We start from the raw sequence: 20,409 nt of genomic DNA on the forward strand, positions 1-20,409 counted from the left end.
ACTAGCGCCCCACGGCGATACCGGCCAGCGCCGAACGCAGCGCAGACAGGCGGGGCGGTTTCGTCATCACCTGATCGATGTGTTCGGGCAGTTGACCTTCGGCCAGCGGATCGCTGCCCCAGCCGGTGAGCAGGATCACATGGCGTGTGAGACCCCGCGTTTTCAGTTGCTCAGCCAGCGCCAACCCATCCATGCCCTGCATCGTCAGGTCTGTGATCACCAGATCGAACGGCTGACCCGCCGCTTTGGCGCGTTCGGCCTGGGTCAGAGCTTCTCCAGCGTCCGGCGCGCACACCACCGCATGACCATCAAAATTCACTGTGTAGGTCAGTGCTTCCAGCAACAGGGGGTCGTCGTCCACCAGCAGCACGCGCAGGCCAACGGCGGCAGGTGCTTGCCTGGGTGCTGAGACCACGGTTGACGCCTGAGGCGTGGAGGTGCCTGCCTGATCATCGAGCTGGGTGGTACCGGCATTGACCGGTCGGTCAAGTTGCCGGAACGACTCCAGCGATTGACTCACTTCTTCGATGGCCGCCTGCACACTGCGCAGCTGTTCCTGGCTGCGCGCGCTGAGCTGGTGTTCACGTGCGAGCACCGAATCCACATACAACGCCGCAGGAGAGAGCAGGTTGTTGATCTTGTGGGCAAGCTGGCTGGACGAGCGCTTGAGCGCCTGCAACTGTTCGCTGAGTGGCGCTTGGGCGTCGGCGGGTTTATCAGCGTTCATGTGTCGCCGCCTTTCATGTTCCGGTTCTGTCCGGGTTCGCTCGGGAGATCACCGGCTCGGCTCCCAACGGGTGCCGTGGAAAGACCATGGTGAACATCGCGCCTTCACCCAGCCGCCCCCGGGCTTCGACCGCACCGCCGTGCCGCTCAACGATCCGGCGCACATTGGCCAGGCCCATGCCTTCACCCACAAAGTCCTGCGCGGAGTGCAGACGGCGAAAAGGCTTGAAGAGCTGGTCGGCATGCGCTGGGTCAAAGCCAGCACCATTGTCGATTACCGAAATTTCATGGCTGCCACTGGGCCGCAACATGGCCCGCACTTCGATGCGGGCCTGTGCTTGCGCTGCCGTGTATTTGATGGCATTGCCCAGCAGGTTCACGAAGGCCTGGTGCAGCAAGCCCGCATGGCCGTGAATCGGTGGCAGTGGACCGATCTGCCACTGGATGTTGCGCCCCTTGCACAGCGGCTCCAGGGCGGTCATGGCGGTGTTCAATACATCGTCAAGCGCCACGGGTGCCAGCGTCAGGGGCTCGTCGCCCAGTCGAGCGAAATCCAGCAGATCCTTGACCATCCGCAGGGCCAGGTCGCCTGAAGCCACACCCCTGCGCAGCATGTCGGCAAGCGGCGCGTCTTCGGTGGCGTCCAGCTCCTGCTCCACCATCTGCAGAATGCTTCGCATGTTCACCAGAGGACCCCGCAGGTCGTGTGCGAGTCGGGCGGCAAACGCATCCAGTTCCTGGTTCACCGCGCGAAGCTGCCTCAGCTGCTGGGTCACTGCGGCTTGCAGACTTCGGTTGTTCACGCGCAGCCGCTGCACTTCCAGCGCACGTTCCACCACCGGAACGATGGTGCCCATGCGGAAGGGCTTTTGCACGTAGTCCAACGCCCCGTTCCTCATGGCATCCACCACGCTGTCGACGCTGCCATGCGCCGTCATCAGGACCACCACCGTGTCTGGCGACAGAACCTGTGCATGCCGGATCAGATCGATGCCATTGATGTCCGGCATCTGCAGGTCCGTCAGCAGCAGCTCGAAGCGTTGATTCTCAAGCGCCTGCAGTGCCGCTTGGGGCTCAGAAAAGCCGGTGGTGTCGTAGCCCTGCTCGGTCAGGATCTCGCACACGGCCTGCTGCTGCTTCGGCTCGTCATCGACCACAAGCAGCCTCGGCTTGTGGTTCTGCAGTGGCGCGGTGGCGTTGGGCATTGCGCAGGCGGGGTGTGGATCCCTGAAGTGGACGGCGTTCACGTCGGTCAGATGCCAACTTAACACCAATCCCGAATCTGTAAAAGTATGTGAGTGAAATCGCCACAGGTATGGGGGGATTGACCGTCTGCGGTATCAGGCGCACAGCTCAAGCCTGGCCCTGTTTCGCCGATAGATCACCTATGTAAAGTGAATCGGCGACGGGCACTTCCATGCTCTGTAAAACGAAAGTTGAGAGCAGTAAGAAGGAGGTAAACGCCAGCAGGTCCAGATGTGCAATTTCGGTTGAACTGGGATGTGACTTTCGGCGGCGAGCCCCGAACCTCAGGACTCCGAATCACTTTGCATGCATCGACAACTTTTCATGCATGGGGGTTTCATGACACACAAGACGGCGTTCTTCAGCCTGCTCAGCGCAGTTCTTCTCAGTGCCTGCGGCGGTGGCGGCGGTGGAGACACCAGCGCAACATCGGCTTCGCCCGCATTGGGCAGAAACGGAGCGGTGGATGTGAACACCGTCAGCCAGCCCGGCGGTCAGACCTGCGACATCGGCCAGTACGCCCAAAAGATACTGGCTGCCATCAACGCAGCGCGCGCGGCAGGCCAGGACTGTGGCGGAACCGCCATGCCGCCGGCCAATGCCTTGTCCTGGAACATGCTGCTGACCCAGGCGGCGGCCGGCCATTCGGCCGACATGGCCACACACAATTTCTTTTCCCATACCGGTTTCAACGGCAGCCACTCGTCTGACCGCATCGCCGCTGCAGGCTATGTGTCCAATGGCAGTGGCGAAATTCTGGCCAAGGTGGTGGGCGCCAATGCAGGCAACATGATTCCCTTGATCCTGGACGGATGGCTCAAGAGCCCGGGGCATTGCCGCGTGCTGATGAGCGGGGACATGAAGGAAATGGGTGCGGCGTGCACCAAAGGCGGCAAGAGTGCTTACACCACGGTCAACTTTGGTGGTTGATCAAAACCGCTAACTGCGTTCAATTCCATTAGAGGCAGTCTTTCATGTGAGACTGCGCGCGAGTCGGTACAGCAATACAAGTAGTGCCGAGTAGGCAAGTGCCAATGGTATGAAATACTCTACTGCTGTCCGGGAATAGAAGACTTGATGGATCGCGGCGGTAGCTTTGATACGCGTTCTGATTCTGGGGGGAAAGTTGAAATCCAGGCTGTTTCCGCCTGAGGACGTGCCAGTTTTTCCGGCCACTGCGAAATGGCGCGTAGTTGAAATGCTACCTTCCCAAAAATCGTTTGGCGAGATATGTACTGTGAGGAACTGCAGTTCACCATCTGATGTGTTTTCACCGTTCCATGTTGACCACGCGCCACGGCAGTAGTTTTCAAGATTCGTTTCGATGAACGCGGGTTGCTTTTTCAATCGATGGTAGTTTTTTAGTGTTTTCTCAATCAACGTATCGCGGACACGCGACATATTCCTTGACCAGTCCACGGACATAGCGCTCCGTGCAGCTGTATGTGCCTGAGAAAACCAATATCTCGCTACTAGATAGATCAGGACGCTGAGGGCCAGAGTTGTGACCCTCCAGGCCAGAGGGGGCGCATCCACATTGATCAGCGTGGACAGCAACCACATTTCTGGACGACCAAGCCAGGCACTGGCCAAGATCAGTGCGCTGAAAACTACCAAATTTCGTCTGACCTTGTCGTCGCCGTCGTCAATTGTCATATGGATGGGCTAGTTGTCGGGTATGGGGCAGGGGCGATTTACTCGTAGAGTATTATGACGCGCTTATGCACAGAGTGGACTCGAATTAGCAGCGAGTCGGCTAGACTTGATACGTGGTCAACTTGGCTGGGAGTAACGATGGTTTTCGATGACGAGTTTCTTGGGTCGTTCAAGCATGATCCACTTGATGCCTTGAACGTTTCTATTCAGAGAGTGAAAGCTGAAATCAGTGGGGGGCAGGGATGGGTTGAGTCAGACTATGAAGTTCTCGTCGAATGGCTTGCGCTGATTTCTGAGGCCATCGAGGCTGAATTGGTGAATGTTCCGTCGCCTACGCTCGACCTTAGTGGGACGGCCGAAGACACATGCAAAAGAATATTTCACTACCTCAAGGTTGTTGAAGCTCACTGTGAGGCCGAGTTGTCAAAGTCGAGGTTTGCAACACTGCGCTCTCGCTTCAAGACGGCATTGGGCAACGGATTTGCCTATGAGTTTACGCAGGGTGACCTGGAAAAAGTTCAAGCTCTAATTAATCAGCTACGCGATCTAATCGCTGAGGCCCAAGGTTTGAAGGAAAGTCACAAACAACGCCTTCTGAGTCGCTTAGAGAGGCTGCAGTCTGAGATTCATAAGAAGGTCTCAGACCTTGATAGATTTTGGGGTTTAATTGGTGACGCTGGCGTGGTGCTAGGAAAACTCGGCACGGATGCCAAGCCGATCGTTGATCGGATACGAGAGGTCGCAGATATTGTTTGGCAAACGCAGTCAAGAGCAGAGGAGTTGCCGAGCGGTGTCGAGCGCCCTCAGCTGCCTAATCCGCATCATTCCGAAAGCTAGTCGGAAATACACACGCACAGGCACTCATCTCAGCCGCTGGGATTGCTCGGATGCTTTTCCAGTTGCATACTCCGGGACGGTTGCGTGCAAAACTATATAGAAAAAGGCCCTGATCCTTGCGAATCAGGGCCTTTTATATAGTGGTGCCGGAGAGATGAATCGAACACCCGACCTTCTCATTACGAATGAGCTGCTCTACCGACTGAGCTACACCGGCAACAGCCTGCGATTATAGCTCGGAGTGGTAACGGGTGACGCGGTCCACTTCGTTCTTCGAGCCAAGCATCACGCTCACGCGCTGATGCAGCTTGGTGGGCTGGATGTCGAGGATGCGCTGGCGCCCGTCGGTGGCCGCGCCGCCGGCCTGTTCCACCAGCCAGGCCATGGGGTTGGCTTCGTACATCAGGCGCAGCTTGCCGGGCTTTTCGGGTTCGCGCTTGTCCCAGGGGTACATGAAGACGCCCCCTCGGCTCAGGATGCGGTGCACGTCGGCCACCATGCTGGCAATCCAACGCATGTTGAAGTCCTTGCCGCGCGGGCCTTCCTTGCCTTGCAGGCATTCGTCGATGTAGCGCTTCACCGGCGCGTCCCAGTGCCGCATGTTGCTCATGTTGATCGCGAATTCCTTGGTGTCTTCGGGAATGCGGATCTGGTCTTGTGTGAGCACCCACGAGCCCTGTTCGCGGTCCAGCGTGAACATGGCCACGCCGTCGCCCACGGTCAGAACCAATGTGGTCTGTGGGCCATAGACACAGTAGCCTGCAGCGGCCTGCTGGTGGCCCGGTTGCATGAAGTCTTGTTCAGACACGCCGGCCTCGGTGCTGGACTTTTTGAGCACGCTGAAGATGGTCCCGATCGAAACGTTCACATCAATGTTGCTGGAGCCGTCGAGCGGGTCGAACATCAGCAGGTATTCGCCCTGCGGGAAGCGGTTGGGCACCACGTAGATGCCTTCCATTTCTTCCGATGCCATGGCCGCGAGGTGGCCGCCCCACTCGTTGGCCTCGATGAGCACTTCGTTGGCGATCACGTCGAGCTTCTTCTGGACTTCGCCCTGCACGTTTTCGGTGTCGGCGGTGCCCAGCACTTCGCCTAGTGCTCCCTTGTTGACGTTGATGGCGATGCGTTTGCAGGCGCGGGCCACCACCTCGATCAGCAGGCGCAGCTCAGGGGGAATGCGCCCATGCACGCGCTGTTGTTCGACCAGGTAGCGGGTGAGTGAAATCTTGTTGCTCATGAAAGGATCAGGATGAAGAGGGGAAAGGGCGGCCTGCTCACTCGGCGAGCGAACGCGTGACCACTTCGCGCACGTCGTTGCTCAACTGCGTTCTGGCGGCCACGCGCGCGATCGCTTCGCGGGCCGTCGCGCGATAGGGCTCGGCCAGCTTTTTCCAGCGGTCGAGCGCACGCGCCAGGCGCGCAGCCACTTGCGGGTTGAAGGCGTCGAGCTCGATGACGCAGTCGCTCCAGAACTGGTAGCCCGCTGCGTCGGCCCGGTGGAAGGCGCCCGGGTTGGCGCTGCAATAACTGAAGATCACGCTGCGGGCGCGGTTCGGATTCTTCAGATTGAAGTCGGCATGTGACATGAGGCGGCGAACGGCCGGCAGCACGTCGCCGCCGCGGTCTGGCGCACCGGCCTGCAAGGCAAACCATTTGTCCAGCACCAGCGCCTCATTGCGGAACAGCTGGTGGAAGCGGGCCAGCGCGTCGCTCGCCAGCGGATGGCCGCTGACCACCAGGGCCGAGAGCGCGTTGAAGCGGTCGGTCATGTTGCCGGCGTCCTTGAAGCGCTGCAGGGTCTTGCCGGGCCACACCGGGCTGCCGCTGGCACGGGCGGCCAGGCAGAGCATGGTCAAGGCCATGCCGGTGAGGGCACGGCGTCCGGTGCTCAGCGGGTCGGGGCGGTAGGCGCCGTTGTCGCGATGGGCTTCAAACGCCCAGACCCAGTCGTCGTGCAGCGCCTGGGCCAGTTGTTCGCGCATGGCTTCGCGCACCGCGTGCACCCGCTGCGGGTCCACCACATCAAGCTGCTCGGAGATGTAGGTTTCCGATGGCAGGGTGAGCACCAGCTCCTTGAAGGCCGCGTCCAGCGCGGGGTGGCGCAACACGGCGCGCATGGCTTCAATGAATGCCATGTCGAGCGGTTCGGCTGGCAGGGCGCCTTCACTCTGTATGGCTTTCAGCGCCAGCCGCAGTGCCAGGCGCTGGCCGGCCTCCCAGCGGTTGAAAGGGTCCACATCGTGGGCCAGCAGCGTGAGCAGATGCGCGTCGCTGTAGTCAAAATCCAGCACCACCGGTGCCGAGAAGCCGCGCAGGATCGAAGGCACGGGTTCGGCGTCGAGGTTGACGAAGGTGAGGGTTTCGCTTTCCTGGGTCAGCACGAAGCTGCGGGTGCCGGCCTCAGGCTGGTTCCAGTGCGCGAGTTGCAGGGGCAGTTCGCCGCCCTGTGCATCCAGCAGACCGATGGCCACGGGGATCACGAAGGGTTCCTTCACGGACTGGCCGGGTGTGGGCGCGCAGCTCTGTGTGAGCGTGAGCGCGTAACTGCGGGTGCTGCTGTCGTAGACGCCCTGCGCTTTCAGGCGAGGCGTGCCGGCCTGACTGTACCAGCGCTTGAATTGGGGCAGCAGTCGCGCGAGGTCAGACGCCGGGTTGGCGTCGGCCATGGATTGGGCGAAATCGTCGCAGGTCACGGCCTGGCCGTCGTGGCGCGCAAAGTACTGCTTCATGCCAGCGGCAAAGCCTTCGCGTCCTACGAGGGTCTGCATCATGCGTACCACCTCGGCGCCTTTTTCGTAGACCGTGACGGTGTAGAAATTGTTGATCTCCACATAGCTGTCGGGTCGCACCGGGTGCGCCATGGGGCCGGCGTCTTCGGGGAACTGCGCGGTGCGCAGCACGCGCACGTCTTCAATGCGCTTGACCGCACGGGCCGAGGGTTCGGCGCAGAGGTCCATGCTGAATTCCTGGTCCCGGAAGACGGTCAGGCCTTCCTTCAGGCTCAGCTGGAACCAGTCGCGGCAGGTCACACGGTTGCCGGTCCAGTTGTGGAAGTACTCGTGGCCCACCACCGACTCGATGTTGGCGAAGTCGGTGTCGGTGGCGGTGGCGCTGTTGGCCAGCACGTACTTGGTGTTGAAGATGTTGAGGCCCTTGTTTTCCATGGCCCCCATGTTGAAGTCGGACGTCGCCACGATCATGAAGCGTTCCAGATCCAACGGCAGGCCAAAGCGGGCTTCATCCCAGGCCACGCTGGCGATCAGGGAGTTCATGGCGTGTTCGGTCTTGTCCATGTCGCCCGGCCGCACGAACACCTGCAGCAGGTGTTCGGTGCCGCTGCGCGAAACAATGCGCTGCTCACGCGCCACCAACTCGCCCGCGACAAGCGCGAACAAATAACACGGCTTCTTGTGCGGATCGACCCATTTGGCAAAGTGGCGCCCATCGGCCAGCTCGCCTTCTTCCACCAGATTGCCGTTGGACAGCAGCACCGGGTACTTTTTCTTGTCTGCGCGCAAGGTGACCGTGTAGCTGGCCATCACGTCCGGGCGGTCCAGGAAGTAGGTGATGCGCCGGAAGCCTTCGGCTTCACACTGCGTGAAAAAGGTGCCCTGGCTCACGTACAGGCCCATCAGCTGGGTGTTCTTCTCAGGCGCGCAGGTGGTGAAGATCTCCAGTTCAAACGGCTCAGAGCCTTCAGGCAGGCTCTCCAGCACCAACTGGTTGCCGTCCATCCTGAACGAGCAGCCCGCGCCATTGACCAGCACCCTTGCCAGGTTGAGGTCTTCGCCGTCGAGCCTCAGGGCTTGCGCAGGCACGTCGGCGTTGCGACGCAGGCGCATCTTGTTCAGCACCCTGGTCTTGGCCGGGTCGAGGTCGAAACTCAGCTCGACCGTGTCGATCCAGTAGGCGGGTGCGGTGTAGTCTTCCCGGCGCACCACGGTGGTGGGGCCTTCACGCAATGAGCTCATTCGGATTCCTTGTTGTATGAAGACGCTCCGCTACCGGGCCGCCCCAAGGCGGAGCGTGGGGGCCGCATCTCTAGACGCCTTGCTTCAAAGAAGCTTCAATGAACGGATCGAGATCGCCGTCCAGGACCTTCTGGGTAGCTGATATTTCGACGTTGGTGCGCAGATCCTTGATTCGGCTGTTGTCCAGCACATAGCTGCGGATCTGGTGGCCCCAGCCCACGTCGGTCTTGGTGTCTTCGAGCTTCTGCTGCTCTTCCTGCTGCTTGCGCAGTTCGAAGTCGTACAGGCGTGAGCGCAGGCGTTGCCAGGCCACATCGCGGTTGCTGTGCTGGCTGCGGCCGTCCTGGCACTGCACCACGATGCCGGTGGGGATGTGCGTCAGGCGCACGGCCGAATCGGTCTTGTTGATGTGCTGACCGCCGGCGCCGCTGGCGCGGAAGGTGTCCACCCGCACGTCGGCCGGATTGATGTTGATTTCGATGGAGTCGTCAATCTCTGGGTAGACGAACACCGACGCAAACGAGGTGTGGCGCCCGCCGGAAGAGTCGAACGGGCTCTTGCGCACCAGGCGGTGCACGCCGGTTTCTGTGCGAAGCAGGCCGAAAGCGTATTCGCCTTCGATCTTGATGGTGGCGCTCTTGATGCCGGCCGTATCACCAGCGGTTTCGTCTTCCACCGTGGTGCTGAAGCCCTTGCGTTCGGCGTAGCGCAGGTACTGGCGCAGCAGCATGCTGGCCCAGTCGCAGGCTTCGGTGCCCCCTGCGCCGGCCTGGATGTCCAGGAAGCAGTTCAGCGGATCGGCCGGGTTGTTGAACATGCGCCGGAATTCCAGCTTTTCCACCTCGGCGGCGATCTTGGCGGCCTCGCCTTCAATGGTGATCAGGCCCGCTTCATCGTCGTCGTCCAACGACATGTCGAACAGCTCGGTGTTGTCCGACAGTTCACCGTTGAGGCGGTCCAGCACCACCACAACGTCTTCCAGCGACTTCTTTTCCTTGCCCAGATCTTGGGCGCGCTTGGGGTTGTTCCAGACGGTGGGATCCTCCAGCGCGGATTCGACTTCCTTCAGCTTCGATGCCTTGGCATCGTAGTCAAAGATACCTCCGGAGCTCGACCACACGGGTGGTCAGGTCTTCAAGCTGGCTGCGGATGGTGTTGCTGCGTTCTGCGTCCATGGGGAGTACCTTCGTCAAAATTCTGCGGAAATGGGTCGGAGGCATTGCCAGGAGCGCGCCAGCCGAAACCGCGATTTTCTCACGTCACTCACCCATCGCGCCGGAGGGTGGCCCGCAGCGAGTGAAATGCCCTGGTCCAAGGGGCGACAAGGGTCCGGCTCCGCCGGCCCAAGGCGCCGTCCCCCTCCAAGCCGAAGGCGCAAGAGAGGGGGAAGACGCGTCAGCGGCGCAGGGGGTGCCTTTCTATCCCAAGAAGGATTCGATGAGGCGAGCCAAAGCATGGGGCTGATCGTGGTGCAGCATGTGGCCAGCGTCTGCAATCACCTCGCTTTGCAACTGAGGCACCGCCTGCAGGCGTTCCTGGTATTGCGCCAGGGTGAAAGTGCCTTTCCACCACTGACTCAGGCTGTCGTCGCTGGCCGTCACGCTGAGCACGGGCGCGCTGATGCGGCGGTAGATTTCCAGTGCCTCTTCGACTTGGTAGAGGTGGGCATTGATCACCTTGTGGGCGGGGTCGCCCAGAATTTCCCATTGCCCTTGTGCGTTCGGCGCTGCCCAGTGGCGGGCCAGCCAGGCGGCCTTGTCTGCACCCAGTCTGGGGTTGGTTTTCATCAGGCGGCGCGCCACGCCTTCGGGTGAATCGTAGGCCTTGAGCGCCATGTCGCCGGCGTGCAGCGACTTGATTTCATCGATCCACTTGGCGTAGCGCCCGGGTGCCTGGGACGGCTTGGTCGCAGGCAGGCCAAAACCTTCCAGGTTGACCAGGCGGCGAATCCGCTCGGGGCGCACACCGCCATACATCATGGCCACGTTGCCGCCCATGCTGTGGCCAACAAGATCGATTTGCCGCTCTTGTGCGAAGTGGTCGAGCAGCAGGTCGAGGTCGGCCAGGTAGTCGGCAAACCAATAGCTGTCGGGTGCCGGGCCGGGTCCGCGGGTCAGACCGAAACCGCGCCAGTCCGGCGCAATGATCCAGCGGTCCGCCTGCAGGGCGTCCACCATGAACTGCCAGGAGGCGGCCACGTCCATCCACCCGTGTACAAGCACCAGTGGCGCCTGATCCGTTGAAGGGGAGCTCCATTGCCGAACGTGGTACTGCAGGTGGCGAATGGGGACAAATGTGGACTGTGAGGGCTTCTGGGCTTGGTACATTCACCAGATCATAGAGAACACCACGGAGACAGACGATGCCATCGAGTCAACGCAGCGACAAGGGCCGCCCCGGAAAAGTGGCTGACGAGCAGCATCGCACTTCGCTTGCAAACCACTCGATCACGGACAGCTACGAGGCCTTGCACAGCGCGTTTCGCTGGCATGTGCCGCAGCGTTTCAACATGGCCGAGGTCTGCATGCGGCGCTGGGCCGAGAACCCCGCCACCGCAGCGCAGACCGCGGTGATCGCCTGCGCGCCGGGCGAACCCGACCGGCGTCACAGTTACGCGGAGCTGCTGAACCAGGCCAACCGCATGTCCAACGCGCTGACGGCCCTGGGTGTGCAGCGCGGTGACCGGGTCGCCATCGTGCTGCCCCAACGCTTTGAGACCGCCGTGGCCTACATGGCCGTGCTGCAGATGGGTGCGGTGGGCATGCCGCTTTCCCAGCTGTTCGGCCCCGAGGCACTGGCCTACCGCCTTCACGACAGCGAAGCGGTGGTGGCCATTTGCGATGCCAGCACCCTGGAAGCGCTGCAGTCCGTCAGCGACGATTGCCCGCTGCTGCATTCGGTGATTTCGCTCGGCGCGGCCGCACAGGGCGCGCCGGCGCTGGACTGGGCGGCCGTGCTTGCGCAGGAGCCCGAACAATTTACGCCCGTGCAGACCCATTGCGATGAGGCCGCGGTGTTGATCTACACCAGCGGCACCACGGGCAATCCCAAGGGTGCACTCATTCCGCACCGTGCGCTCATCGGCAACCTCACCGGCTTTGTGTGCAGCCAGAACTGGTTCGGCTTCGACCCGTTCGATGCCAGTGCGCCTTCGAACGCCGTGTTCTGGTCACCCGCCGACTGGGCCTGGACAGGCGGCCTCATGGATGCGCTGCTGCCGACGCTGTACTTCGGTCGTCCCATCGTCGGATACAACGGCCGCTTTTCGCCGCAGATCGCGTTCGAACTGCTGCACCGCCACGGCGTGACACACAGCTTTCTGTTTCCGACCGCGCTCAAGGCGATGATGAAAGCCTTTCCCGAGCCGAAGAAGCAATACCAGTTTCACTTGCAGGCACTGATGAGCGCGGGGGAGGCCGTGGGTGATGCGGTTTTCGACTATTGCCTTCACCAGCTGGGTGTCACCGTCAACGAGATGTTCGGCCAGACGGAGATCAACTACATCGTGGGCAACTGCGCGATGGCCGCAGCGCCGGGCCGCCCCAAGCAAGGCAGTGCCCCCTTGGGGGGCAGCGACCCGCGCAGCGGCGGAGCGTGGGGGCGAACAGGTTGGTTGGCGAAGCCAGGCAGCATGGGAAAAGGCTACCCGGGTCACCGCGTGGCCGTGATCGATGAAAACGGCAATGAGTGCCCCGTGGGTGTGCCTGGCGATGTGGCGGTGCACCGCCTGGACCGGCACGGGCATCCCGATCCCATTTTTTTCCTCGGCTACTGGAAGAACGAAGCCGCCACGCAGGCCAAATTCACAGGCGACGCCACCAACAGCTGGTGCCGCACCGGTGATATGGCGGTTCGTGACGCCGATGGCTACCTCTGGTACCAGGGGCGTGCAGACGACGTGTTCAAGGCGGCAGGCTACCGCATCGGCCCTGGCGAAATCGAAAACTGCCTGGTCAAGCACCCCGCCGTGGCCAACGCGGCCGTGGTGCCCAAGCCCGACGCCGAGCGTGGCGCGGTGGTCAAGGCCTATGTGGTGTTGTCGGCCGAGCACGCCGGCGTGGGCAATGAGGCGCTGGTGAAAGCGTTGCAGGCGCACGTGAAGGGCAAGCTTGCACCCTACGAGTACCCCAAGGAAATCGAATTCGTGGACGCACTGCCGATGACAACCACGGGCAAAGTGCAACGGCGCGTGCTGCGCCTGCAGGAGGAAGCCCGGTTCAAGGCCTCAACGAAGTGAAACAGGGACCTGGGCGGGCGCCTCAAGATCCGGCAGTGCGCGATGCGGGCGACGCGACATAGATGGTCACGCGGCGGTTTTTCGCACGGCCTTCGGGCGTGCCGTTGTCGGCAATGGGCTCTGAGGATCCACGCCCTTCCGTCTGAAGGCGGGTGATGGCCACACCCCGTGCGATGAGGTAGTCGCGGGTGCTCTGAGCACGCTCCCTGGAAAGCGCGTTGTTGGCCGCTGCACTGCCTGAACTGTCGGTGTGACCGACGATGGTGATCAAGGTGTCCGGGTGGGCCTTGGCGATGGCTGCGTACCGCGTGAGCAAGCCGGCAAGCGCCGGCTTCACCGCCGACCGGTTGACGTCGAAGGAAATGTCGTTCGGAATCTCGAGCCGGATCTGCTGATCGTCCGTCCGACTCACGACCGTGTCTGTACCCTCGCTGGCACGCTCGTAGGCGGCCAGCTGGGTGCGCATGTCGGCCGACCATGCCTGTTGACCGGCTGCTCGCCCGCTGGCGGCAGGCGCGGATGCGGACGGGCCACCCAGCCCGGCAATGCCTGCACAACCTGCCAAGCCTGCGACCATGAAGGCCGTAGCTGCCCATGTCGTGAGACGCGGGATGGTGATGGAGCCGACGAGGCTGGGGGTAGGCAGTGTCTTCATGCTGTTGTTCGCTTGGTCGCTGGCGTGCTGCCATGTCCAGGGTGATGGAGGCATGGCAAAGGAGGGGAAGGGTGCTCTCTGCATTCGCAGCAGGTGGCACACATGGTGCATGGCTTGCCCAGCAAGGAATGTTGCAGGCCTCTAAACTTATCACCGCTGCGCAGGGGTCTCCCGGCTTTTCAACTTTTTTTACATCAATTGCATGAACACAGTTTCACTGGGCGCCAGTCCACTCCACGTCACCCCCATCTGTCTGGGCACCATGACCTTTGGTGAGCAGGTGAACGAAGCAGAATCGCACCGCATCCTGGATCGGTCGCTGGAGAGAGGCGTGAATTTTCTCGACGCCGCCGAAATGTATTCGGTGCCTGCCCGGGCAGAAACCTGCGGCGCCACCGAGACCATTCTGGGCAACTGGTTCGCCAGCCGCCCCGGCGCGCGCCAGAAGGTGGTGCTGGCGACCAAGGTCGCCGGCCCCGCACGGGGCATGCCATGGCTGCGCCCGGACGTGAACAAGGCCGGCATCATCGAAGCCTGCGAAGCCAGCCTCAAGCGCCTGCAGACCGACGTGATCGACCTCTACCAGATCCACTGGCCGGCTCGCAACGTGCCGGCGTTTGGCGCCTTGTACTTTGACCCGGCCAAGGACAAGGCTGCCGCATCGGTGCTGGAGCAACTCGAGGCCATGGCGGAACTGGTCAAGGCCGGCAAGGTGCGGGCGATTGGCCTGTCCAACGAGTCGCCTTACGGCGTGCACGAGTTCGTGCGCATGGCCGAACAACATGGCCTGCCCCGTGTGGCCACGGTGCAGAACCCCTATTGCCTGATCAACCGCAGCTACGAGAACGGCCTGGATGAAACCTGCCACCGGCTGGGTGTGTCGCTGCTGGCCTATTCGCCGCTGGGGTTTGGTTTGCTCACCGGCAAGTACGACGCCGCCGGCCTGGTGGGCGATGCCGGCCGCATGGCCTTGTTTGAGTCCATGCGCAAGCAGCGCTGGGGCCGCCCCGAATCCCTCGCCACTGCCATCCGCTACAACAAGCTGGCCCGTGAAAACGGGCTCACACCGGCGCAACTGGCACTTGCCTTCTGCTACACCAACTGGCGCGTGGCGAGCACGATCATCGGAGTGACTTCGGTGGCCCAACTGGATGAATGCCTGGACGCCTGGGGCACCACCTTGTCGCCTGAACTGCTGGCAGAGATCGACAAGATTCGATGGGAGAGCAGGGATCCTGCTCAGTGAAGGCAACATCCCCGCCGCACGCTTGAAGCATGGCCAAAAAACAGCACATCAGTGAAACCCCTGCCACCGCCTGGCTGAAGTCCCATGGCGTGTCGTTCACAGAGCATCCCTACGAATATCTGGAACGGGGAGGCGCCCAGCACAGCGCGGAGGTGCTGGGATTGGACCCATTTGCGGTGGTGAAGACGCTGGTCATGCAGGACGATGCGGGCAAGCCGCTGGCGGTGTTGATGCATGGCAACCGCACGGTGTCCACCAAGAACCTGGCGCGGCAGATCGGGGTGAAATCGGTGGAGCCGTGCAAGCCCGAAGTGGCCAATCGGTACAGCGGCTACCTGGTGGGGGGCACCTCGCCGTTCGGGTTGAAGCGCGACATGCCGCTTTGGGTGGAGACCACGGTGCTGGCATTGCCGCGCATCTGGATCAATGGTGGGCGGCGGGGTTTTCTGGTTGGGCTGGATCCTGCTGTGTTGAGCCACCCGCTGGGGGCAGTGCCCGTGCAGTGCGCACTGGCAGAATAGCCGTGGTGCGCGCTGTTCGCCCGGCATGCACACACAACAACAACCGAGGAGCCCCACGTGGAGTTTGTCTACCCCTTTCTGGCCACCGTGGCCGCTTACCTGATCGGTTCGCTTTCCTTTGCCGTGTTGGTGAGCCGTCTGATGGGGTTGAACGACCCGCGTACCTATGGCAGCAAGAACCCGGGCGCCACCAACGTGCTGCGATCGGGCAACAAGGCGGCAGCCATCATTACCTTGTTGCTCGATGCGCTCAAGGGCTGGCTGCCCGTGGTGGTCGTGAAGGTGTGGGGCGAGGCCTGGGGGCTGGGCGATGGCACCGTCGCCCTTGTCGGTTTTGCGGCCTTCCTGGGGCACCTGTTCCCGGTGTTCTTCCGATTCCAGGGGGGCAAGGGCGTGGCCACGGCGGCGGGCGTGATCATTGCATTCGAGCCCTGGCTGGGGCTGGCTTCGCTGGCCACCTGGCTCATCGTGGCCTTCTTCTTCCGTTACTCGTCGCTGGCCTCCATCATCACCGCCGTGTTCGCACCATTCTTTTACCTGTTTGGTGACCGCGTGGTGTGGAATGCCCCCGGCGTGATCGCGCTGAGTCTGGCGGTCATGGGTCTCATGCTGGTCTGGCGCCACGCCGAAAACATCAACCGCCTGATTGCAGGCAAAGAAAGCAAACTGGGAGCCAAAAAGAAATGAACGCTCATATTCAACGCCATGGCGTGGCCGCACGCTACAGCGAAGCCGCCGTGTTCAACGGGGTGGTCTACCTCGCCGGCATGGTGCCCGAACGCGGTGCCACCGATATCAGGGGCCAGACGCAGGACGTGCTCGATCAGGTACAGCAGCGCCTGAAAGAGGCGGGCAGCGACAAATCGTTCATTCTGCGCACGCAGATCTTCCTGGCCGACATTCAGGACATCGGTGCCATGAACGAGGTGTGGGACGCCTGGGTGGTGCCGGGTACCGCACCACCACGCGCCACAGTGCAGGCCGCGTTGGCCAACCCGGACTGGAAAATCGAAATTATCGTGACCGCTGCGCAGGGAACGGCTCAAAACCCGGACTAACGCTTCTCAAGCGTCATCTGATCATTCTGGCGCTGCATCTGGAAGCGCGTGAGAAAGCTGTTGCCCAGCAGCACAAAAGGCATGGGTTGTGGCGCCACCACGGCTGCCACGTCGTACACCTGCACATCGCCCACCCGCACCGAGCTGAGCTGGATCTGGTAGGCATTGACCGTGCCGTTGGCGGTGCTGATGCGGACCGGGCGACCTGTCTCGAAGTTCAGGTTGAGGCGGCGCGCCTCGGATTCACTGATCGCGATCAGGGTGGCACCGGTGTCGACCATGAACTGCACCGAGCGACCGTTGATCTGGCCCTGGGGCAGGAAGTGGCCCGAGGCATCTGCCGTGAGCACGATGCGCTGGCCGCCAACGACGGCTCTTCCGCCCACGTGCACCGGCGCATCTCCCACTCTCAAGATTTGCCGTCGCCCCTCTACTTCGATCACCGCAACGTCTCCCTGAGCGCTGACCAGCTTCACCCCTTGCGATGTCTGGCCAGGACTCATGAAGCGTGGTGACGCGCCCTCGATCACGAGCAGCGCCCGGTTGGCGGACAGCCCAGCCAACGCCACCTGCTGGGCCAGAGCAGGACCGGCCAGCATCAGCAGCAGGCTCCCGCCAAGTAACCATTGCCCTGCTTTGTGCCTGCGCTCACGGGAAGCAGGGCGCATAGAGGCTCAATCCCGGAAGTTGTTGAACGACAGGGGCAGGTCTTTCATTTCGCTGCGGATCAGCGCCATGGCAGCCTGCAGATCGTCGCGTTTGGCGCCTGTGACGCGCACCGCGTCGCCCTGGATCGCCCCCTGCACCTTGAGCTTGCTGCCCTTGATGGCCTGCTGGATTTTTTTGCCGTCTTCGGTGCTGATGCCGTTCTTCACCTTGACGACCTGCTTGACCTTGTCACCGCCGATTTTTTCAACCTTGCCCATGTCGAGGAAGCGCACGTCCACGCCGCGTTTGGCGAGCTTGCTGCGCAGCACGTCTTCGACCTGCGTGAGCTGAAAATCGGCATCGCCGTAAAGGGTGATGTCCTTGTCTTTGAGTTCGATGGCGGCGCTGGTGCCCTTGAAGTCGAAGCGCGTGCCGACTTCTCTGGCCACTTGATCGACGGCATTTTTGACTTCGACCAGGTCGGCCTCGAGGACGGTATCAAATGAAGGCATGGTGATGGATCCGCTGAATGTGGGTGAGACAATCCGGTCATGTTAGTCGAGAAAAACGTGGCGCTCCAGTCCTACAACAGCTTCGGCATCCAGGCGCGTGCCTTGAAGCTGGCTCGCGTGCGCTCACAGGAGGCTGTGGAACAGCTGGTGTCGGGTCTTGGGCTGAATGGGGGTGACGCTGTGCCGCCGTTGGTGCTGGGTGGTGGCAGCAACCTGGTGATCACGGGCGACATCAAGACGCTGGTGATCAAGGTCGAGATCACCGGGCGGCGCGTGCTGGAAGAGCAAGAGAAGGGCTTTGTGGTCGAAGCGGGTGCCGGTGAAAGCTGGCATGACTTCGTCGCCTGGACGCTGGAGCAGGGCTGCCCTGGGCTGGAGAATCTGGCGCTGATCCCCGGCTCGGTGGGCGCGTCTCCGGTGCAGAACATTGGTGCGTATGGGGTGGAGCTGCAGGACCGCTTCCACTCGCTCGATGCGGTGGATCTGCGCACGGGTCGGACCTTCACCCTGAATGCCGCGCAGTGTGGATTTGGTTACCGAGACTCGGTGTTCAAGCACGCGCCATCGGGTGAAAAGGGGCTGGGGCTGGCGGGGCGCGCAGTCATCATCCGGGTGCGGTTCTGGCTGCCCAAGCCCTGGAAGCCGGTGCTGGGGTATGCGGACCTGGAACGCAAAATCGCGGAGACCGGCATTGAGCAACCCGATGCCCGCCAGATCTTCGACTGGGTCTGCGCGATCCGCCGAGCCAAGCTGCCCGACCCGGCAGTGATCGGAAACGCGGGCAGCTTTTTCAAGAATCCCACGGTGAGTGTGGAGCAATGCGCCGACATCATCGCGCGTGATCCCAAGGTGGTGCACTACCCCATGGCCGACGGCAGCATCAAGCTGGCCGCAGGCTGGTTGATTGACGCTTGCGGCTGGAAGGGCAGGGGTGTGGGCAACGCGGGCGTGTATGAAAAACAGGCCTTGGTTCTGGTGAACCGGGGTGGGGCCACCGGCGGTGAAGTGATGACGCTGGCGAAGGCGATTCAGACCAGTGTGTATGAGCGGTTCGGGATCTTGCTGGAGCCTGAGCCTGTGGTGGTCTGACCGCGCTCTCTATCGTTTCGGTTTCACGCTGGCATTGTTGCCAGGCCCGACGATGTCGGGTGGCCGGCTCCGCGAATGTCCCCCGAGTCGGCTGCGCCGCCTCTCCTCCTTTATTTCGCTGCGCCAGCCACCCGGCATCGTCGGGCCGCCAGCATGCAGGCGTGCGAAGGTTGAATACTGGCGCGCTTCTGGATCGGGGCGCCCTGGCGCTCTGCGCAGCGAAATAAAGGGGGAGGGCCGACAAAGCCGGCCCGGAGGACATTCGCGGAGCAGAGCGCCAGAGCGCCCCGATCCCGCGAGGCATCAGCAATTAAGGCTGTTACTCGCCTTCCAGCTTCAACATCTGCGACCCTTCACCCAGCGACAGCAAGCCGGTCTTGGCATAGATGCCCAGCTTGGCGCGCGTATCCACGATGTCCAGGTTGCGCATGGTCAGCTGGCCAATGCGGTCCAGCGGGCTGAACGGCGCGTCTTCCACCTTTTCCATGCTCAGACGCTCGGGCGCGTAGGTCAGGTTGGGGCTTTCGGTGTTGACGATCGAATAGTCGTTGCCGCGGCGCAGCTCCACGGTCACCTCGCCGGTGATGGCGCGTGCCACCCAGCGCTGCGCGGTTTCGCGCAGCATGATGGCCTGCGGATCGAACCAGCGGCCCTGGTACAACAGACGGCCCAGGCGCAGGCCGTTGATGCGGTACTGCTCGATGGTGTCTTCGTTGTGAATACCGGTGACCAGGCGTTCGTAGGCGATGTGCAGCAGCGCGAGCCCGGGCGCTTCGTAGATGCCGCGGCTCTTGGCTTCGATGATGCGGTTCTCGATCTGGTCGCTCATGCCCAGGCCATGGCGCCCGCCGATTTCATTGGCCTTGAGGATCAGCGCCACCGGGTCTGCGAACGTCTCGCCGTTGAGGGCCACGGGCTGGCCTTCTTCAAAACGCACGGTCACGGGTTCGCGCTTCACTTGCACTTCGTCTTTCCAGAACGCGACACCCATGATGGGGTTGACGATGTGCATGCCGCTGGAGAGTTCTTCCAAGTCCTTGGCTTCGTGGGTGGCGCCGAGCATGTTGCTGTCGGTGCTGTAGGCCTTTTCTGCGCTCATCTTGTAGCCAAAACCGTTGGCGGTCATGAATGCGCTCATCTCGGCGCGACCGCCGAGTTCGTCAATGAACAGCTGGTCCAGCCAGGGCTTGTAGATCTTCAAGCTGGGGTTGGTGAGCAGCCCGTAGCGGTAGAAGCGCTCGATGTCGTTGCCCTTGAAGGTGGAGCCATCGCCCCAGATGTGCACATCGTCTTCCTTCATGGCCGCCACCAGCATGGTGCCGGTCACGGCGCGGCCCAGCGGTGTGGTGTTGAAGTAGGTCACACCAGCGGTGCTGATGTGGAAAGCGCCGCACTGCAAAGCGGCAATGCCTTCATGCGCCAACTGGGTGCGGCAGTCGATCAGCCGCGCCTTTTCAGCGCCGTACTGCATCGCCTTGCGGGGGATCTCGTCGTAGTCCGGCTCGTCGGGTTGGCCGAGGTTGGCGGTGTAGGCGTAGGGGATGGCGCCTTTCTGCTTCATCCAGAGCAGGGCGGCGCTGGTGTCGAGCCCGCCGGAGAACGCGATGCCGACTTTTTGCTGGAGGGGGAGATTCTGAAGAATGGTGGCCATGTTGGTGTGGTGTGCGTCTGCGGGTTTAGCCGAAGTGGCAGATGTAGTGGTAGGCCTCTGTGACCCGGATCTCGAAACTGCTGTTGGCGGGAATACTGAAGCGATCGCCTGGGCCGGAGCTCAGCCAGGTGTCCGAGCCGGCCAGCTTGTACTCGCAAGCGCCAGCCACGCATTCCATGATTTCTGCAGCACCGGTGTTGAAGGTGAGGGTGGCGGGAAGCACCACGCCCACAGACTTCTTGGTGCCGTCCGGAAAGGTGACGCCGTGGCTGACGCATTTGCCGTCGAAGTAGACGCTGGCCTGGGTGTTGACGGTGACGCCGTCGATGTGGGTGGTGGTCATGGGCGATTCGGTGA

Annotated in this window: 20 protein-coding genes and 1 tRNA gene; 8 read left to right on the top strand and 13 right to left on the bottom strand. The window is 62.0% G+C overall.

The features are described 5' to 3' along the window. Position 1: 1 nt before the first annotated feature. Both J2W49_RS00915 and J2W49_RS00920 read right to left on the bottom strand, forming a co-directional pair. Entirely contained in the window at positions 2-727 is a 726-nt protein-coding gene (locus tag J2W49_RS00915; protein ID WP_310310572.1) for a response regulator, read from the bottom strand. Between the two features lie 13 nt (positions 728-740). Further along, a complete protein-coding gene (locus tag J2W49_RS00920; protein WP_310310573.1) occupies positions 741-1,931 on the bottom strand; it encodes a response regulator in 1,191 nt (396 codons plus the stop codon). Positions 1,932-2,277: 346 nt separating this feature from the next. Between J2W49_RS00920 and J2W49_RS00925 the strand changes: the two genes are divergently transcribed. Continuing rightward, on the top strand, positions 2,278-2,901 hold the full coding sequence (locus tag J2W49_RS00925; protein WP_310310575.1) for a CAP domain-containing protein: 624 nt from the start codon (positions 2,278-2,280) through the stop codon (positions 2,899-2,901). A 42-nt stretch (positions 2,902-2,943) separates the two neighbouring features. Here J2W49_RS00925 and J2W49_RS00930 read toward each other — a convergent pair whose 3' ends face one another. Then, positions 2,944-3,627: a hypothetical protein gene (locus tag J2W49_RS00930; RefSeq protein WP_310310577.1), complete on the bottom strand. Its 684-nt coding sequence runs from the start codon at positions 3,625-3,627 to the stop codon at positions 2,944-2,946. A gap of 138 nt (positions 3,628-3,765) precedes the next feature. Here J2W49_RS00930 and J2W49_RS00935 point away from each other — a divergent pair, with 138 nt between their 5' ends. Beyond that, positions 3,766-4,464: a hypothetical protein gene (locus J2W49_RS00935; protein ID WP_310310579.1), complete on the top strand. Its 699-nt coding sequence runs from the start codon at positions 3,766-3,768 to the stop codon at positions 4,462-4,464. Positions 4,465-4,605: 141 nt separating this feature from the next. Here J2W49_RS00935 and J2W49_RS00940 read toward each other — a convergent pair. From J2W49_RS00940 to J2W49_RS00960, 5 genes are all read right to left on the bottom strand, one after another. Next, positions 4,606-4,681: transfer RNA gene (locus J2W49_RS00940), tRNA-Thr, on the bottom strand. 12 nt (positions 4,682-4,693) lie between these two features. Then, on the bottom strand, positions 4,694-5,701 hold the full coding sequence (locus J2W49_RS00945) for a class 1 fructose-bisphosphatase (RefSeq protein ID WP_310310580.1): 1,008 nt from the start codon (positions 5,699-5,701) through the stop codon (positions 4,694-4,696). A 37-nt stretch (positions 5,702-5,738) separates the two neighbouring features. Next, on the bottom strand, positions 5,739-8,435 hold the full coding sequence (gene pepN / locus J2W49_RS00950) for an aminopeptidase N (RefSeq protein ID WP_310310582.1): 2,697 nt from the start codon (positions 8,433-8,435) through the stop codon (positions 5,739-5,741). A 70-nt stretch (positions 8,436-8,505) separates the two neighbouring features. Further along, positions 8,506-9,610 (bottom strand): peptide chain release factor 2 gene (gene prfB / locus J2W49_RS00955; RefSeq protein WP_310310584.1). Its coding sequence is split into 2 segments (ribosomal slippage): positions 8,506-9,528 and positions 9,530-9,610, totalling 1,104 coding nucleotides; the frame shifts between segments, so codons are not numbered across the junction. A 243-nt stretch (positions 9,611-9,853) separates the two neighbouring features. Further along, positions 9,854-10,762, bottom strand: a complete 909-nt coding sequence (locus J2W49_RS00960) for an alpha/beta fold hydrolase (protein ID WP_310310586.1) — start codon at positions 10,760-10,762, stop codon at positions 9,854-9,856. A 35-nt stretch (positions 10,763-10,797) separates the two neighbouring features. Here J2W49_RS00960 and J2W49_RS00965 point away from each other — a divergent pair, with 35 nt between their 5' ends. Continuing rightward, entirely contained in the window at positions 10,798-12,672 is a 1,875-nt protein-coding gene (locus tag J2W49_RS00965; RefSeq protein WP_405000962.1) for an acetate--CoA ligase, read from the top strand. 22 nt (positions 12,673-12,694) lie between these two features. Here J2W49_RS00965 and J2W49_RS00970 read toward each other — a convergent pair whose 3' ends face one another. After that, positions 12,695-13,381: an OmpA family protein gene (locus J2W49_RS00970; protein ID WP_310310588.1), complete on the bottom strand. Its 687-nt coding sequence runs from the start codon at positions 13,379-13,381 to the stop codon at positions 12,695-12,697. A 148-nt stretch (positions 13,382-13,529) separates the two neighbouring features. Here J2W49_RS00970 and J2W49_RS00975 point away from each other — a divergent pair, with 148 nt between their 5' ends. The 4 genes from J2W49_RS00975 to J2W49_RS00990 are packed head-to-tail and all read left to right on the top strand — an operon-like array spanning position 13,530 to position 16,152. After that, the gene (locus J2W49_RS00975) at positions 13,530-14,573 is read left to right on the top strand and encodes an aldo/keto reductase (protein WP_310310589.1); all 1,044 of its coding nucleotides are present in this window, start codon (positions 13,530-13,532) and stop codon (positions 14,571-14,573) included. Between the two features lie 29 nt (positions 14,574-14,602). After that, entirely contained in the window at positions 14,603-15,094 is a 492-nt protein-coding gene (locus tag J2W49_RS00980; RefSeq protein WP_310310591.1) for an aminoacyl-tRNA deacylase, read from the top strand. A gap of 57 nt (positions 15,095-15,151) precedes the next feature. Further along, complete coding sequence (gene plsY, locus J2W49_RS00985) at positions 15,152-15,781, top strand: glycerol-3-phosphate 1-O-acyltransferase PlsY (protein WP_310310592.1); 630 nt, start codon at positions 15,152-15,154, stop codon at positions 15,779-15,781. Continuing rightward, positions 15,778-16,152, top strand: a complete 375-nt coding sequence (locus J2W49_RS00990; protein WP_310310594.1) for a RidA family protein — start codon at positions 15,778-15,780, stop codon at positions 16,150-16,152. The genes plsY and J2W49_RS00990 overlap by 4 nt, the downstream gene beginning before the upstream one ends. On the opposite strand, the gene J2W49_RS00995 is transcribed toward J2W49_RS00990, so the two are convergent. Both J2W49_RS00995 and J2W49_RS01000 read right to left on the bottom strand, forming a co-directional pair. Next, complete coding sequence (locus tag J2W49_RS00995; protein WP_310310596.1) at positions 16,149-16,820, bottom strand: retropepsin-like aspartic protease family protein; 672 nt, start codon at positions 16,818-16,820, stop codon at positions 16,149-16,151. The genes J2W49_RS00990 and J2W49_RS00995 overlap by 4 nt on opposite strands. Positions 16,821-16,826: 6 nt before the next feature. After that, positions 16,827-17,312 carry a YajQ family cyclic di-GMP-binding protein gene (locus J2W49_RS01000; RefSeq protein WP_310310598.1) on the bottom strand — a complete coding sequence of 162 codons (486 nt, stop codon included), beginning with the start codon at positions 17,310-17,312 and terminating at the stop codon, positions 16,827-16,829. Positions 17,313-17,351: 39 nt separating this feature from the next. Here J2W49_RS01000 and murB point away from each other — a divergent pair, with 39 nt between their 5' ends. Beyond that, positions 17,352-18,401: a UDP-N-acetylmuramate dehydrogenase gene (murB, locus tag J2W49_RS01005; RefSeq protein WP_310310600.1), complete on the top strand. Its 1,050-nt coding sequence runs from the start codon at positions 17,352-17,354 to the stop codon at positions 18,399-18,401. A gap of 319 nt (positions 18,402-18,720) precedes the next feature. On the opposite strand, the gene argG is transcribed toward murB, so the two are convergent. Both argG and ppnP read right to left on the bottom strand, forming a co-directional pair. Further along, the gene (argG, locus tag J2W49_RS01010) at positions 18,721-20,052 is read right to left on the bottom strand and encodes an argininosuccinate synthase (protein ID WP_310310601.1); all 1,332 of its coding nucleotides are present in this window, start codon (positions 20,050-20,052) and stop codon (positions 18,721-18,723) included. Between the two features lie 25 nt (positions 20,053-20,077). Further along, positions 20,078-20,395, bottom strand: a complete 318-nt coding sequence (gene ppnP, locus J2W49_RS01015; RefSeq protein ID WP_310310603.1) for a pyrimidine/purine nucleoside phosphorylase — start codon at positions 20,393-20,395, stop codon at positions 20,078-20,080. Positions 20,396-20,409 lie beyond the last annotated feature (14 nt).

Source organism: Hydrogenophaga palleronii (assembly GCF_031457455.1).
GTDB lineage: Bacteria > Pseudomonadota > Gammaproteobacteria > Burkholderiales > Burkholderiaceae_C > Hydrogenophaga > Hydrogenophaga palleronii_A.

What these genes read in the sequence shown, in the direction of transcription:
- J2W49_RS00915 (WP_310310572.1), bottom strand. Translation starts at nt 727, where the DNA reads ATGAACGCTGATAAACCCGCCGACGCCCAAGCGCCACTCAGCGAACAG.
- J2W49_RS00920 (WP_310310573.1), bottom strand. Translation starts at nt 1,931, where the DNA reads ATGCCCAACGCCACCGCGCCACTGCAGAACCACAAGCCGAGGCTGCTT.
- J2W49_RS00925 (WP_310310575.1), top strand. Translation starts at nt 2,278, where the DNA reads ATGCATCGACAACTTTTCATGCATGGGGGTTTCATGACACACAAGACG.
- J2W49_RS00930 (WP_310310577.1), bottom strand. Translation starts at nt 3,627, where the DNA reads ATGACAATTGACGACGGCGACGACAAGGTCAGACGAAATTTGGTAGTT.
- J2W49_RS00935 (WP_310310579.1), top strand. Translation starts at nt 3,766, where the DNA reads ATGGTTTTCGATGACGAGTTTCTTGGGTCGTTCAAGCATGATCCACTT.
- J2W49_RS00945 (WP_310310580.1), bottom strand. Translation starts at nt 5,701, where the DNA reads ATGAGCAACAAGATTTCACTCACCCGCTACCTGGTCGAACAACAGCGC.
- pepN (WP_310310582.1), bottom strand. Translation starts at nt 8,435, where the DNA reads ATGAGCTCATTGCGTGAAGGCCCCACCACCGTGGTGCGCCGGGAAGAC.
- J2W49_RS00960 (WP_310310586.1), bottom strand. Translation starts at nt 10,762, where the DNA reads ATGTACCAAGCCCAGAAGCCCTCACAGTCCACATTTGTCCCCATTCGC.
- J2W49_RS00965 (WP_405000962.1), top strand. Translation starts at nt 10,798, where the DNA reads ATGCCATCGAGTCAACGCAGCGACAAGGGCCGCCCCGGAAAAGTGGCT.
- J2W49_RS00970 (WP_310310588.1), bottom strand. Translation starts at nt 13,381, where the DNA reads ATGCCTCCATCACCCTGGACATGGCAGCACGCCAGCGACCAAGCGAAC.
- J2W49_RS00975 (WP_310310589.1), top strand. Translation starts at nt 13,530, where the DNA reads ATGAACACAGTTTCACTGGGCGCCAGTCCACTCCACGTCACCCCCATC.
- J2W49_RS00980 (WP_310310591.1), top strand. Translation starts at nt 14,603, where the DNA reads ATGGCCAAAAAACAGCACATCAGTGAAACCCCTGCCACCGCCTGGCTG.
- J2W49_RS00990 (WP_310310594.1), top strand. Translation starts at nt 15,778, where the DNA reads ATGAACGCTCATATTCAACGCCATGGCGTGGCCGCACGCTACAGCGAA.
- J2W49_RS00995 (WP_310310596.1), bottom strand. Translation starts at nt 16,820, where the DNA reads ATGCGCCCTGCTTCCCGTGAGCGCAGGCACAAAGCAGGGCAATGGTTA.
- J2W49_RS01000 (WP_310310598.1), bottom strand. Translation starts at nt 17,312, where the DNA reads ATGCCTTCATTTGATACCGTCCTCGAGGCCGACCTGGTCGAAGTCAAA.
- murB (WP_310310600.1), top strand. Translation starts at nt 17,352, where the DNA reads ATGTTAGTCGAGAAAAACGTGGCGCTCCAGTCCTACAACAGCTTCGGC.
- argG (WP_310310601.1), bottom strand. Translation starts at nt 20,052, where the DNA reads ATGGCCACCATTCTTCAGAATCTCCCCCTCCAGCAAAAAGTCGGCATC.
- ppnP (WP_310310603.1), bottom strand. Translation starts at nt 20,395, where the DNA reads ATGACCACCACCCACATCGACGGCGTCACCGTCAACACCCAGGCCAGC.